11 protein-coding genes are annotated in these 13808 nt (G+C 69.3%); 5 read left to right on the top strand and 6 right to left on the bottom strand.

Annotation, left to right across the window (positions count from 1 at the left end):
- Positions 1-32 precede the first annotated feature (32 nt).
- The 4 genes from Q0V34_RS07465 to Q0V34_RS07480 all read left to right on the top strand — a co-directional run bounded on the left by Q0V34_RS07465 (position 33) and on the right by Q0V34_RS07480 (position 5960).
- Positions 33-3098 carry a TonB-dependent siderophore receptor gene (locus Q0V34_RS07465; protein WP_297510018.1) on the top strand — a complete coding sequence of 1022 codons (3066 nt, stop codon included), beginning with the start codon at positions 33-35 and terminating at the stop codon, positions 3096-3098.
- Between the two features lie 85 nt (positions 3099-3183).
- Positions 3184-4518 carry a hypothetical protein gene (locus tag Q0V34_RS07470; protein WP_297510020.1) on the top strand — a complete coding sequence of 445 codons (1335 nt, stop codon included), beginning with the start codon at positions 3184-3186 and terminating at the stop codon, positions 4516-4518.
- 72 nt (positions 4519-4590) lie between these two features.
- The gene (locus tag Q0V34_RS07475; protein ID WP_297510022.1) at positions 4591-5289 is read left to right on the top strand and encodes a LamG domain-containing protein; all 699 of its coding nucleotides are present in this window, start codon (positions 4591-4593) and stop codon (positions 5287-5289) included.
- Complete coding sequence (locus Q0V34_RS07480; protein ID WP_297510024.1) at positions 5286-5960, top strand: M24 family metallopeptidase; 675 nt, start codon at positions 5286-5288, stop codon at positions 5958-5960. Before Q0V34_RS07475 ends, Q0V34_RS07480 begins: the two co-directional genes overlap by 4 nt.
- On the opposite strand, the gene Q0V34_RS07485 is transcribed toward Q0V34_RS07480, so the two are convergent.
- Both Q0V34_RS07485 and Q0V34_RS07490 read right to left on the bottom strand, forming a co-directional pair.
- Positions 5957-6295, bottom strand: coding sequence for a gamma-glutamylcyclotransferase family protein (locus Q0V34_RS07485; protein WP_297510025.1), 339 nt, complete (start codon positions 6293-6295; stop codon positions 5957-5959). The genes Q0V34_RS07480 and Q0V34_RS07485 overlap by 4 nt on opposite strands.
- An 11-nt stretch (positions 6296-6306) precedes the next feature.
- Positions 6307-7680 carry an FAD/NAD(P)-binding protein gene (locus Q0V34_RS07490; protein ID WP_297510027.1) on the bottom strand — a complete coding sequence of 458 codons (1374 nt, stop codon included), beginning with the start codon at positions 7678-7680 and terminating at the stop codon, positions 6307-6309.
- Positions 7681-7802: 122 nt separating this feature from the next.
- On the opposite strand from Q0V34_RS07490, the gene Q0V34_RS07495 reads away from it, so the two are divergent.
- The gene (locus Q0V34_RS07495) at positions 7803-9440 is read left to right on the top strand and encodes an NAD(P)/FAD-dependent oxidoreductase (RefSeq protein WP_297510029.1); all 1638 of its coding nucleotides are present in this window, start codon (positions 7803-7805) and stop codon (positions 9438-9440) included.
- An 18-nt stretch (positions 9441-9458) separates the two neighbouring features.
- On the opposite strand, the gene Q0V34_RS07500 is transcribed toward Q0V34_RS07495, so the two are convergent.
- The 4 genes from Q0V34_RS07500 to metC form a co-directional block, all read right to left on the bottom strand.
- Positions 9459-10538, bottom strand: a complete 1080-nt coding sequence (locus Q0V34_RS07500) for an alkene reductase (protein WP_297510031.1) — start codon at positions 10536-10538, stop codon at positions 9459-9461.
- Positions 10539-10662: 124 nt separating this feature from the next.
- Complete coding sequence (locus Q0V34_RS07505; protein WP_297510034.1) at positions 10663-12048, bottom strand: FAD-containing oxidoreductase; 1386 nt, start codon at positions 12046-12048, stop codon at positions 10663-10665.
- Entirely contained in the window at positions 12045-12509 is a 465-nt protein-coding gene (locus tag Q0V34_RS07510; RefSeq protein ID WP_297510037.1) for a DUF4126 family protein, read from the bottom strand. The genes Q0V34_RS07505 and Q0V34_RS07510 overlap by 4 nt, the downstream gene beginning before the upstream one ends.
- Before the next feature lie 106 nt (positions 12510-12615).
- Entirely contained in the window at positions 12616-13770 is a 1155-nt protein-coding gene (gene metC, locus Q0V34_RS07515) for a cystathionine beta-lyase (RefSeq protein WP_297510039.1), read from the bottom strand.
- Positions 13771-13808: the final 38 nt, after the last annotated feature.

Genomic DNA, 13808 nt, shown 5'->3' on the forward strand with positions numbered 1-13808 from the left:
AGTCAGAACAAGAACATTGGGGAGCTAAGAGCGTGACGAACCAAACCCATCGCGGATACCGCCGCCGCCTCGGTCAGGGCGTGGCCCTGGCCGCCCTGCTGATCGCCACCGGCGCGGCGGCCCAGCAGGCTTCCGAAGCCATCAAGGTCGAGGAGATCGTCGTGGTCGGCAGCCAGATCAAGGGGGCCAAGACCACCGCCGCCTTGCCGGTCACGGTGCTGGACAACGCCCAGATCGCCGCCACCGGCGCGGTGTCGGGCGATGACCTGTTCCGCTCGATCCCGCAGATGGGCGACGTCTTCATCAATCCCAGCAACGCGCCCCAGACCAGCAACTCCACGCGCGGCGACGTCAATTCGATCAACCTGCGCAGCCTGGGCGTCGGCAACACCCTGGTGCTGCTGAACGGCCGCCGCCTGGTCTCGCACCCGACCAGCCAATCGTCGGGCACGGTGCCGCTGCTGGGCTACAACGCCAACGCCATCCCGACCGCCAATCTCGAGCGCCTGGAAGTGCTGCGCGACGGCGCCGCCGCCATCTACGGCTCCGACGCGGTGGCCGGCGTGGTCAACACCGTCCTGCAGGACAATTTCAACGGCCTGACCATGGACGCCCAGTACGGCTGGGCCGAAGGCACGCACCGCAAGGAATACACCAGCAACATCTTCGCGGGCCGCAGCTTCGCCGAGGGGCGAGGCAATATCTCGGTGAACGGCAACTTCACCTGGCGGACCGCCCAGCGGCCCAGCGACCGACCCTACACGGCGACCCAGGACCTGCGCTCGCTGTTCGCCGGCTATCCGGACTACGCCGCCAGCAGCGCGCCAGACAACCGCGGCAACCAGAACTCGTTCGCCAACGTCACGGTGTTCGGCGTCACCAACGCCATCCGCCAGGGGACGACGGCCCTGACCACCGCGGCCGGCGCCGCTCACATTCAGCCCAACACCATCGCCGGCTGCGCGACCCAGCTGGCCAACGGTCTTTGCTTGGGCACGGGCAACCTCGCGACCGGCAGCACGGCCAACGCCTATCGCTACAACGCCCCGCAAGGCGACGCGACGACGATCCAGCCCGCGATCAAGCGGCAGAACGTCTTCCTGAACGGTCACTACGACATTACCGACAATCTGACCGCCTATGGCGAGCTCGGCTTCTATCACGCGACGTCGGAGGGCCTGACCACCCAGGGCACCAGCCTGGTGGCGATCGGCGTGCCCGCGACCAACTACTGGAACCCCTTCGGCCCGGTCACCTTCGCCAACGGCCAGGCCAATCCCAATCGCCTGCCGAACCTGACCAACGTGTCCGTCAACGGCGCGGCGGTGACCTTCACCAACTATCGCTTCAACGATCTGGGACCCAACAAGGTCGAGGTCGAGAATTATCAGACGCGCTTCCTGGCGGGCCTGAAGGGCGAGAAGTGGGGCTGGAACTTCGACTCGGCGGTTCTCTATTCGAAGGCCGACGCCAAGGACGAGAGCGACGGGATCGACAGCAAGAAGCTGGCGGCCCAGCTCGCCCTGTCGACGCCCGACGCCTATAACCCGTTCAACGGCGGCTGCCTGGACGGCACGGGCGGCAAGGACTGCACGCCCAGCTCCCAGGCGGCGCTGGACGCCATCCGCTTCCGCCTGAAGCGCCACTCGACCACCACCCTGACGCTGGCCGACTTCAAGGTCTCAAAGCCCGAACTGCTGACCATCTGGAGCGGTCCGGTCGGCATCGCCGCCGGCGTCGAGTTCCGCCACGAGACCCAGCAGGACCGCCGTGACCCGATGGTCGACGGCCGCACGCCGTTCACGGATCCGGTGACGGGCAACACCAGCAACAGCAATGTCACCGGCGTCAACGACACGCCCAGCACCAAGGGCTCGCGCAATGTCGGCTCGGCCTTCGCCGAACTGGCCCTGCCGCTGGTCTCGCCGGAGATGAACATCCCGCTGGTGCGCCGCGTCGACGTCCAGCTGGCCGGTCGCTACGAGCACTACAGCGACTTCGGCTCGGTCGCGAAGCCCAAGATCGCCTTCGCCTGGGACGTGGTCGACGGCGTTCGGTTCCGCGGCTCCTGGCAGAAGGGCTTCCGCGCCCCGAACCTGGAGACCACCAACCCGTTCAGCTATTCGCGGACCAATACGGTCACCGACTATTACCGCTGCGAGGCCGACCTGCGCGCCGGCCGCATCTCGACCTTCACAGCCTGCACGCGCAGCGTCGGCATCCGCTTCACCACGGCCGGCAATCCCGACCTCAAGGCCGAGGAGAGCGAGAACTATTCGATCGGCGCGGTGCTGCAGCCGACCTTCATCCCCCAGCGGTTCGGTCGCTTCACCTTCACCGTCGACCGCTGGCAGATCAAGCAGACCGGCATCGTCGGCTCGCTGGGCTCGACCAACATCGCCGTCCAGGACTATCTGTTCCGCCTGACCGGCTCGAACAACGCCAACGTCATCCGCGCCGCCCCGACGGTCGACGACGTCGCCTTCTTCAACGGCACGGGCCTGGCGCCGGTGGGCCAGATCCTCGAAATCCGCGACCAGTTCAAGAACCTGCAGCCCCAGACGGTCAGCGGCATCGACTACGGCCTGGACTGGAGCCTGCGGACCAAGGATTTCGGTCGGTTCAGCGTGAACATCGACGCCACCTTCATGGACAAGTTCTCGCAGCAGCTCTCGCCGCCGATCGCCGATCTGTTCGCCGCGCGCGACAAGGGCACGATCAACCGCGCCACGCCGCTGACCGATCCGGGCAATCTGCTGAAGAAGAACGGCAAGCCCAAGTGGAAGTGGAACGGCACGGCCACCTGGCGCGGCGGTCCGGTGCAGATCGGCGCCTCGGTGATCTATACCGGCGCGGTGCTGGACACCGACTTCCTGTCGACGGCCGGCGAGCCCTGGCGCGTTCAGCCGCTGACCACGGTCAACCTCTATGGCCAGTATCGCTTTAGCCAGAAGGGCTGGGCCAACGACACCCGCATCCGGGTGGGCGCGCGGAACCTGTTCGACAAGGATCCGCCCTTGTCGTCGTCGGGCTACATCGGCTCGCTATACAATCCGTACGCTCGCTACTGGTACATGAGCATCGCCAAGTCGTTCTGATCTAGCGACGCTCCGGCTGGCCGCTTCCGTCCTCCCCCGGAAGCGGACGCCGTCCTTTCGTTTTTCGCGTGATGAGGTCCGTCAGGTGCTGAAGCTCTCCGTCGCCGTCTTGGGTCTGGCCTTGTCCGCGACCGTCGTCCACGCCCAGCCGGTCGAAAGGTCCTGTCCGGAGGGACTCCCCGCCGAGACCAAGTGCCTGGCCGGCCAGGACGCCAACGGCGCCTACTACTGGATCGCCGTCCCGAAGGCCTGGAACGGGACGCTGGTGGTTCACACCCACGGCGGGCCGCGCCTGAAGGCGCCCAAGCCCGACGACGCTCTGGAGGACCTGGAGCGGTTTTCCGTCACCGTCGCCGAGGGCTATGCCTGGGCCGGTTCGAACTATCGCCGCGAAGGCTATGGCGTGCGCTCGGCCGCCGAGGACAGCGACAACCTGCGGAAACTGTTCTGGGACACATTCGGCCGGCCCAAGCGCACCTTGCTGCACGGCCAGTCCTGGGGCGGCAATGTCGCGGCCAAGACCGCCGAGCTCTATGGTCAAGGCGCCGACGGCAGGCCGGTCTATGACGGCGTCATCCTGACCAGCGGCGTGCTGGGCGGCGGCACGCGCAGCTACGATTTCCGCGCCGACCTCCGGGCGGTCTACCAGTTCTACTGCGGCAATCACCCGGCCAAGGACGAGGCGCAGTACCCGCTCTGGCAGGGCCAGCCGGTCGGCTCGAAACTGACCAACAGGCAGCTGGACGAGCGGCTCAACGCCTGCACGGGCGTTGATCTGCCGGCCGGCCAGCGCACGGCGGCGCAAAAGCGCAATCTCGCCAACATCCTGGCCGTCACGCGCATTCCGGAGCGCACGCTGGGCAGCCACCTTGGCTGGGCGACCTTCACCTTCGCCGACATGGTCAACAAGCGCCTGGGCGGCAAGAACCCGTTTTCGAACGTCGGCGTGGTCTACAAGGGCTCGGACGACGACAAGGCCCTGAACGCGGGCGTCCCGCGCTTCGCCGCCGATCCGGAGGGCGTGCGGCGCCTGGCCGAGGACAGCGACCTCACCGGCAAGCTTATGGTCCCGACCCTGACCATGCACGCCATCGACGATCCCACCGCCTTCGTGGAACTGGAAAGCGTCTTCCGCGACACCGTCGCCAAGGCCGGCAAGAGTGATCTCCTGGTCCAGTCGTTCACCGACGAGCACGAGCACTCCAAGCTCGCCACGCCGGAATACGCGGCCCTCTTCAGGGCCATGGACGCCTGGACCGGCAAGGGGATCAAGCCGAGCCCGGCCAGCCTGGCCGCCGGCTGCGCCGAGGCGGTCAAGACCTATGGCGAGGCCTGTCATTTCCAGGTCGGCTACAAGCCGGCGCCATTGTCGACGCGCAGCTATCCGCGCGCCAAGCCCGGCCTGACCGCGCCGCGTTAGACCGGGCGACGCGCCGGCTTCCCGTTCGCGGCGAAGCGGCCCAAGTTGCGGGCGCGACTCGCGGAGCCTGACATGACCCATCCCTGGACTCGACGCGCCGTGCTGGCGACCGGCGCGGCCCTGGCCGCCTCGCCGGCCCTGGCTCGTCCCAAGACGGTCACCTGGACCTTCGACCGCCTGACCGACATCGGCGGCGTCCCGACCCATGTCGAGGGCGACCCGACGCTGATCCGGAGCCCATTCGGCAAGGCGGTGCTGTTCGACGGCGTCGACGACCGGCTGGTGATCGACCAGCACCCGTTCGCCGGCGCGGCGCGGTTCACCGCCGAGGCCCTGTTCCGTCCCGACGGCGGCGCCCAGGCCCAGCGCTGGATGCACATCGCCGAGGACCCGCAGGCGCCGACCGACGGGCCGCCGCTGAACACGCGCATGATGTTCGAGATCCGCACCGAGAACGGCCAGTGGTGGCTCGACACCTATGTCACCGGGCCCGGCTACAAGCAGACCTTGATCTTTCCGGACAAGACCTTTCCGATCGGGCGCTGGTACGCCGTGGCCCAGAGCTTCGATGGGAAGATGTATCGCTGCTTCGTCGACGGCGTGCTGCAGGGCGAGGCCGAGATCGCCTTCAAGCCGCAGGGGCCCGGCAAGGCGTCGATCGGCGCGCGGATGAACAAGATCGACTATTTCAAGGGCGCGATCCGCCAGGCGCGGTTCACCCACGCCGCGCTTGATCCGCGCCATTTCCTCTCGGCGAAGGCCGCCCGATGACGCTCGCCGCCGAGCGCCGGGAGGGCGTGGGCCAGGCCTTCTCGCTGGACGCCATGATCGCCGCGCGCGACCTGACCTTCGAGGCCGTCCGGCGGATCGCCGCCGGGATCCAGCCCGGTATGACCGAGGCGAGGGCGCACGACCACGCCGAGGCCGTGCTGGCGGCGATGGGCATGGAGCGGCTTTGGCACAAGTCGATAATCCGCTTCGGCGAGGGCACGCTCGACACCTTCCTGGCCCTGATGGAGCCGGAACGGACCTTGGGCGCCGACGACATCTTCTTCGTCGACCTGGGCGTCGTTTGGAACGGCCACGAGGGCGACGCGGGCGACACCTTTGTGGTCGGCGACGATCCCGAGATGGCGGCCTGCGCCGAGGCGGCGCGGACCTTGTGGAAGGAGGTGGCCGAGCGGTGGCGCGAAGAGGGTGTCACCGGCCAGACCCTCTACGACTTCGCGCGAGCGCGGGCCGACGCCATGGGCTGGGTGCTGAACTGGGAGATCCGCGGGCATCGGGTCAGCGACTTCCCGCACGCGATCTATAAGGGCGGCAAGCTGGGCGATTTCGAACGCCAACCCGCGTCGGGCCTGTGGATCCTGGAGATCCAGATCCGCCATCCCACGCGCCCGTTCGGCGCGTTCTTCGAGGACCTGTTGGTCGCCGATGCCTAGGCCTGGACGTAGACGAAGGCCTCGAGCCCCGACGCCAGGCGCACGGCGATCCGCTTGTAGTCGGAAACCTCATAAGCGTCGGCGGCGGCCAGTTCCTCGGGCGTGATCTCGAAGACCGCGCCTTCGATCCGGTCGGCCGGATCGCCGGTCGGGGTGACGATCGGGTGGAACGCCTCGCCGCTGGTCGCCAGCACCGCCGGATCGGTGATCCGCAGCAGGGTCTGGCGGAAGCCCGGCAGGGCGTCGGGACGCCCCTCCAGCAGCCGCCCGAACGTCTCCCGCTGGACCTTGGGTTGTTGCAGCGTGCCGTAGGAGAACAAGCGAACGACGGACATGGGGGTTCCTTCTAGACGGCCGGAGCGCGCCCGCCGAGCGCGCCGAGAATAGCCTCCGCCACCGCCGCGGCCTGGCCTCTGATGTCGGGCACGGCGGTGATCTCCCAGTGCGCGCCGCGCGTGGCGGGGCCGACGGCGAAGAGCGTGGGATGGCTGGCGCCGGAAACGTCGCGCAGGCGGTCGGCCGCGTCGACGTCGAAGCCCAGCCGCAAGCCGTCGGGCCGCGCCAGCCCCCGGCGGACCAGATCGAGGATCAGCGGATCGTCGGAGGTGACGATATCGCCGGTCGGACCGGTGCAGTTGATGACCGCCGCCGCCCGGGCGACATAGGTCGCGCGCTCGCCCCGGCCGCGCCATCGGCACAGCGCCAGGCCATCGGGCTGTGGGGCGAGGTCGCGGATCTTGCCGGCCGCGATCACCAGCTGGCCCGTGGCCCGCAGGGCGGCGATCCGCCGCGCGACCTCGGGCGCCAGCCGATGGCGATGAATTTCCCAGAACGGCCGGGCGTGGCGCAGGAAGGCCTGGCGCTGGCTCGCGGACCAGCCGCTCCACAGCGCCCGGGTGGCGGGGCGGACCGCGTCGATGGCCGTGCGCCAGCCGTGGTCCGCCGCGGTCGCCTTCAGCCAGGCCAGCGCCCGCAACGGGGACAAGTCGCCCGGCGGCGGCGCCAGCGGCTGGGCCGGCGGCGCGCCGTCATGCTCCAGCGGGGCGAGACCTCGTCGCGATAGCGCCAGGATCGGCCGGCCGGGCTGGGCGTCGTCCAGCGACAGCGCCACGTCGACCATGGTCAGGCCCGCGCCGATCAGCAGCACCGGCCCGGGTCCGAGTTGGCGCGCGTCCCAGCGCCACGGATCGGGAACATAGGCGTCCGAGGCGGCGAAGCCTTCGTCGATGCCCGGCGGCCGCGCGGGCGGCGGGTTGCCCAGCGCCAGGGCCACGGCATGAACGTCGAACGCGCGCCCCATCGCCGAGGTCAGGCGCCAGCCGTCGCCGCCCGGCTCGATCCCGACCACGGCGTCCGGCGCCACCACCAGGCGTCCCGCGCCGGCCGGCCCCTCGGCGATCTCGGCCACCTGGCTCTGCAGATAGCGGCCATAGTCGGCGCGCGTGGCGAAATCCGCCGCGCCCAGCCCCAGGCCGCGGGCCTGGAGCCACTCGACGAAATGACCGGGCCGATCGGGCCAGGCGCTCATATTGCCCGCCCGCACGTTGAGCCGATGCCGGGGATTGTGCGTCGCGTAGGCGGCGCCGAGGCCCACGGGGACCCGCCGCTCGAACAGGATGACCTTGGCCTCGGGCGAGCGGCGCAGCAGATTGAGCGCGGTCATCACCCCGCTGAATCCCGCCCCGACCACGGCGATGACGGGCGCGGACGGGTGCGGCATGCGAGATACTCTAGAAAGGCGATGGGGTTTTGTCGGCCATCGCGCCGGCCGTGGCAAGGGGCCGCGCCGCCCGAGCTCGCCGCCGATGGCGCTTCGGCGCGGTTCCGGCTAAGACGCGCGCCATGCTGCGTCTTTCGGAACTGAAACTGCCGCTCGGCCATCCGCCCGAGGCGTTGAGGCCCGCCATCCTCGAGCGCCTGGAGATTCCCGCCGAGGACCTGCTGAGCTTCGACGTCGCGCGCCAGGCGCACGACGCGCGCAAGAAGTCCAGGATCCTGATGGTCTATTCGGTGGACGTCGTCCTGCGCGACGAGACCGCCGTGCTGAGCCGTTTCGCGGGCGATCATCACGTGCGGCCGACGCCCGACACCGCCTACAGGTTCGTCGCCCGGGCGCCGGAGGGCTTCGAGGGCCCGCGTCCGGTGGTGATCGGCGCCGGGCCGTGCGGCCTCTTCGCCGGCCTGATCCTGGCCCAGATGGGGCTGAAGCCGATCATCGTCGATCGGGGCAAGGTCGTGCGGGAGCGGACCAAGGACACCTGGGGCCTGTGGCGCCGGAGCGAGCTCAATCCGGAGTCCAACGTCCAGTTCGGCGAGGGCGGGGCGGGGACGTTCTCGGACGGCAAGCTCTACAGCCAGATCAAGGATCCGCGCTTCCTGGGCCGAAAGGTGCTGGAGGAGTTCGTCAAGGCCGGTGCGCCGGAAGAGATCCTGACCGAGGCTCACCCGCACATCGGCACCTTCCGCCTGGTGCACATGGTCGAGAACATGCGCGCCCTGGTCGAGAGCCTGGGCGGCGAGTACCGCTGGCAAAATCGGGTCGAGGATTTCGACATCGAGATGGGCGAGGACGGGGCGCGCCGCATCCGCGGGCTTCATATCGCCGGCGGCGACTATCTCCCCGCCCGCCACGTGGTCATGGCCTTGGGCCACAGCTCGCGCGACACCTTCCAGGCCCTCTATGATCGCGGCGTCCACATCGAGGCCAAGCCGTTCTCGATCGGGGTGCGCATCGAGCATCCGCAGTCCTGGATCGACCGCGCCCGCTTTGGCGACTGCGCCGGCCACAAGGACCTCGGCGCGGCGGCCTACGCCATCTCGCATCACTGCAAGAACGGCCGCACGGTCTATAGCTTCTGCATGTGCCCCGGCGGCACGGTGGTGGCGGCGACCTCGGAGCCCGGCCGCGTCGTCACCAACGGCATGAGCCAGTATTCGCGCAACGAGCGGAACGCCAATTCCGGCTTCGTCGTCGATATCGATCCCGAGCGGGACTATCCGGGCCACCCGCTGGCGGGGGTCGAATTCCAGCGCAAGTGGGAGAGCCTGGCCTTCGAGGCGGGCGGGGGGACCTACAAGGCCCCCGGTCAGCTGGTCGGCGACTTCCTGGCCGGACGGCCGTCAACGGAATTCGGCGCGGTGCTTCCGTCGTACAAGCCGGGCGTCCACCTGACCGATCTGAGCCGGTGTCTGCCGAACTTCGCCATCGAGGCGATGCGCGAGGCGTTACCCATCTTCGGCCGCCAGATCCCGGGCTACGATCATCCCGACGTCGTGCTGACCGGGGTCGAGACCCGGACGTCCTCGCCGGTGCGGATCACCCGCGGCAAGGACTTCCAGAGCCTGAACACCGCCGGCCTGTACCCGGCCGGGGAAGGCGCGGGCTATGCCGGCGGCATCCTCTCGGCCGCCGTCGACGGCATCAAGGTCGCCGAGGCGGTGGCGCGCGCCTATGTCGAGGCGGGGCTGATCCCGGCCTAGACGCGCGCCGGTCGGCCTCTATTCGGCCGGTTCGGCGACCCGCTCCAGCGTCGGATAGTCCGTGTAACCGCGGGGACCATTGTCGAAGCCGTAGAAGGTGGTCGGGTCGGGGGCGTTCAACGGCGCATGGGCCTTCAGACGCTCGACCAGGTCCGGATTGGCGATATAGGCCTTGCCGAACATCACCGCGTCGGCCTCGCCCGCCGCGATCGCGGCGTTGGCGCTGTCGCGGTCGAACTTCTCGTTGGCGAAATAGACCCCGCCGAACGCGGCCTTCAGCGCCGGGCCCAGGCTGTCGGCGCCGGCGTATTCGCGCGTGGAGATGAAGGCGATCTTGCGCTCGCCCAGGGCCTTGGCGACGTAGCCGAAGGTCGCCGCCAAGTCGCTGTCGCCCATCGAATGGCTGTCCGCGCGCGGCGCCAGGTGCACGCCGACGCGGTCGGCGCCGAACACCGAGATGGCCGCGTCCGTGGCCTCCAGCAGCAGGCGGGCGCGGTTCTCGATCGAGCCGCCATACTGGTCGGTGCGCTGGTTGGAGCCGTCCTGCAGGAACTGGTCGAGCAGATAGCCATTCGCGCCGTGCAGCTGCACGCCGTCGAAGCCCGCGTCCTTGGCGTTCTGGGCGCCCTGTCGGAAGGCCTCGACGACGCCGGCGACCTCTTCGGTGGTCAGCGCGCGCGGGGTGGGGTAGGGGCGCTCGGGACGCAGCAGGCTGACATGGCCCTTGGCGGCGATGGCGCTGGGGCCGACCGGGAGCTCGCCGTTCAGGTGCTCGGGATCGGAGATCCGGCCCACGTGCCAGATCTGCATGAAGATGCGGCCGCCCCTGTCGTGCACGGCCTTGGTGACCTGCTTCCAGCCCTCGACCTGTTCCTTCGACCAGATCCCCGGCACGCCGGCATAGCCGACGCCTTGCGGCGTGACCGGCACGCCCTCGGTGATCAGCAGACCGGCCGAGGCGCGCTGCGCGTAGTACTCGGCCATCAAGGCGTTGGGGATCTGGGTCGGGCCGGCGCGCAGCCGGGTCAGCGGCGCCATGACGACGCGGTTGGGCAGATCAAGCGCGCCGACGCGCAGCGGATCGAACAGAGTGGGCATATGGAGACTGTCCCTGAACAAGGGGCGCCGACCCTCCGTCGGCGTCTGGCGGATATCTGGTCACGCTCGCCGCGTTCGCAACCGCAACAGGCTCTGATTTCGTCTGAAAGCCGGCTCTCGAAATCTAAAGCGGCTTCAGGTCCTGCAGCAGGGTGGGGATGAGCTCCGACACGGTGGGGTGGATGTGCACCGCGCGCGAGATCACCGTGTAGGGCGCCTTGGCGTACATCACGTCCAGCAGGCCATGGGCGACCTCGTCCCCGTTCAGGCCCAGGATCGCCGCGCCCAGGATCGCCTTGGTCTCGGCGTCCACCACGGCCTTCATGAAGCCCTGGGTCTCCCCCTTCTCGACCGCGCGGCCGACCCGGGTCATCGGACGTTTGGAAACGAGCAGCGGGCGGCCGGTGGCGCGAGCTTCGGCCTCGGTCATGCCGACGCGACCCAGCGGCGGATCGACGAACAGGCCGTAGCAGCCGATCCGATCGCTGACCCTTCGCGGATCGTCGTCCAGCAGATTGGCGGCGACGATCTCGAAGTCGTTATAAGCGGTATGGGTGAAGGCGCCCCGGCCGTTGCAGTCGCCCAGGGCCCAGACGCCGGGCGCGGTGGTGCGCAGCTGGTCGTCGACGACGATATAGCCGCGCTTGTCGGTTTCGATCCCGGCCGCCTCCAGGCCGAGATCATCGGTGTTGGGGCGACGTCCCACGGCCAGCAGTACGTGCGAGCCGGTGACCCGCGGCGCGCCGGCCTCGCAGGTGACGTGGACCTGGACGCCTTCTTCGACCTTGCTGAACTGGATGCACTCGGCGTTCAGCCGCACCGTCACGCCCTCGACCTCGAGGATCTCGCGCACCGCGTCGGAGATGTCGGGATCTTCCCGGCCGATCAGGCGCGGCCCCATCTCGACCACCGTCACCTGGCTGCCGAAGCGCCGGAACATCTGGGCGAATTCCAGCCCGATATAGCTGCCGCCGACGATCACGAGGTGCTCGGGCAGGACGTCCAGCCGCATCATGCCGACATTGGTCAGATAGGGGATCTCGTCGATCCCCGGCATGTCCGGCACGTTGGCGCGGCCGCCGACGTTCAGGAAGATCCTCGGCGCGGTCAGAAGATCATCGCCCACCCGCACCGTGTCGGCGCTTTCGAGACGGGCGTGGCCTTCGACGACCGTGACGCCCGCCATGCCGCGTAGCCACTTCTCGACATTGCCGCGCGCGTTGCGGACGACCGTCTGCTGGCGCTCGCGGACCCGGCGCATATCCACGCCGACCGGGCCCGCCAGCACCACGCCGTAGTCCGCCGCGCGGCGCGTCAGGTGGGCGGCGTAGGCGCTGGCGACCAGGGTCTTGGTCGGCATGCAGCCCGTGTTGACGCAGGTTCCGCCGAAGTCCTTGCGCTCGATCATCGCCACGGTCTGGCCCGCCGCGCTGAGCCGACCGGCCAGGGCGGGGCCGGCCTGACCCGCGCCGACGATGATGGCGTCGAAGGCCCTCGGCGCGTCGCTCACGGGGCCAGGATCACGATCAGGGCCGCGCCGAGCACGGCCACGGCGTCCTCGACGAAGGCGGCCGGCTGATCCTTGCCGAACGCCTTGGCCAGGCGCGCCCGCGCCTCGGCCCCGCCCAGCGTGCCGATCACCGCGCCGACCGCGCCGATCGCCGCCCCGCGCAGCCAGTGACCGCTGGGCATCATCAGGGCCGCGCCGCTGAAGGCGCCGCTCAGAACGCGCGCCGCGAATTGCTGCGGAACCTTGCGGCTGGGCGTCTTGGGGTGCTGGTCGGCGAAGAGCTCCAGCAGCGCCAGCACGGTGAAGAGGCCCACCGGGATCGGGCCGCCCAGCCAAGCCAGCGGGAAGCCCGCCAGCGACAGCCGGCCAAGACTCGCGGCCCAGGCCATGGCGGCGGGCGCGGTCATCGCGCGCAGGCCGGCGATGACGCCGATCAACAAGGCCAGGATGTAGAGGGTCATGCGGTGCTCCCCGAAATAGAGCGCCGAGACTGACGTCATCGCGGAGACCGCGGCAAGGCCCAAACGGCGCCGCCGGCCTCGTCGCGCGCCAAACGTTCAAAAGGCTCTAGGCGGCGCGGAGCGCGGCGAAGGCCTGGTCGAGATCCGCCGTCAGGTCCTCGACCGTCTCCAGCCCGATGTGCAGGCGCAGCAGCGGACCTTCCAGCTTCACCGGAACCGAACGGTTCTTGAGCTGCGGATCGCAGTGGATCGCCAGGCTCTCGTAGCCGCCCCAGGAAAAGCCCAGCCCGAACAGCTTGAGCGCGTCGAGGAAGGCGTGAACGGCGCGCTGGCTACAAGGCTTCAGCACCACGCCAAAGAGGCCGCAGGCGCCGGTGAAGTCGCGCTTCCAGAGGGCGTGACCCGGATCGTCGGGCAGGGCGGGGTGCAGCACGCGCGACACTTCGGGCTGCGCCTGTAGCCAACGCGCGACGGCCAGGCCGTTCTCCTGGTGGCGCGGCAGGCGCACGGCCAAAGTCCGCAGGCCGCGCAGCATCTGGTAGGCGTCGTCGGGCGAGACCGACCAGCCGATATCCCACATGGCGTCGCCCAGCTGGTTGCCGATCACCGTGTCCATGGTGGTAGCGCTGCCCATGAAGCAGTCCGAATGGCCGCCGACATATTTGGTCAAGGCCTGGACGCTGATCGTCACCCCGTGCGCCAGGGGCTTGAAGTAGAAGCCCGCGCCCCAGGTGTTGTCGATCAAGGTGATGATCCCGCGCGCGTTCGCCGCCTGAGCGATGGCCGGCACGTCCTGCATCTCGAAGGTCAGCGATCCCGGCGCCTCCAGCAGGACCATCCGCGTCCGGGGCGTGGCGAGCGCCATCAGGTCGTCGGGCGCGAGGGCCGGGTCGTAATAGGTGGTCGCCACGCCGAACCGGCTCAGCACCCGATCGCAGAAACGGCGGGTCGGCTTATAGGCGCTGTCGACGACCAGGATCTCGTCGCCGGCCTTCAGGACCGCCAGCATGGCGCCGGTGATCGCCGCCAGGCCCGACGGGTAGAGGGTGACGTCCGGCGAGCCCTCCAGCTCGGCCAGGGCCTGCTGCAAGGCCGCCGGCGAGGACAGACCGGTGATGCCATAGGTCAGCTGATCGTCGTCATAGAGCGACGCGGCGTTGGGCAGCAGCACCGTCGAGGCGCGCTGGATGGGCGGATTGACCGTGCGCGCCAGAGTTTGCGGCGCGGAGCCCTTGCGGATCAGGCGGGTTTCTTCATCCATCGGCGGGAGACTCTCGGCGACGCTGCGGAAACCCTGTG

Source organism: uncultured Caulobacter sp. (genome assembly GCF_947036865.1).
Lineage (GTDB): Bacteria > Pseudomonadota > Alphaproteobacteria > Caulobacterales > Caulobacteraceae > Caulobacter.

Excerpts from the sequence above, each read along its gene's own strand:
- Q0V34_RS07475 (WP_297510022.1), top strand. The coding sequence starts at position 4,591 with ATGACCCATCCCTGGACTCGACGCGCCGTGCTGGCGACCGGCGCGGCC.
- Q0V34_RS07480 (WP_297510024.1), top strand. The coding sequence starts at position 5,286 with ATGACGCTCGCCGCCGAGCGCCGGGAGGGCGTGGGCCAGGCCTTCTCG.
- Q0V34_RS07485 (WP_297510025.1), bottom strand. The coding sequence starts at position 6,295 with ATGTCCGTCGTTCGCTTGTTCTCCTACGGCACGCTGCAACAACCCAAG.
- Q0V34_RS07490 (WP_297510027.1), bottom strand. The coding sequence starts at position 7,680 with ATGCCGCACCCGTCCGCGCCCGTCATCGCCGTGGTCGGGGCGGGATTC.
- Q0V34_RS07495 (WP_297510029.1), top strand. The coding sequence starts at position 7,803 with ATGCTGCGTCTTTCGGAACTGAAACTGCCGCTCGGCCATCCGCCCGAG.
- Q0V34_RS07500 (WP_297510031.1), bottom strand. The coding sequence starts at position 10,538 with ATGCCCACTCTGTTCGATCCGCTGCGCGTCGGCGCGCTTGATCTGCCC.
- Q0V34_RS07510 (WP_297510037.1), bottom strand. The coding sequence starts at position 12,509 with ATGACCCTCTACATCCTGGCCTTGTTGATCGGCGTCATCGCCGGCCTG.
- metC (WP_297510039.1), bottom strand. The coding sequence starts at position 13,770 with ATGGATGAAGAAACCCGCCTGATCCGCAAGGGCTCCGCGCCGCAAACT.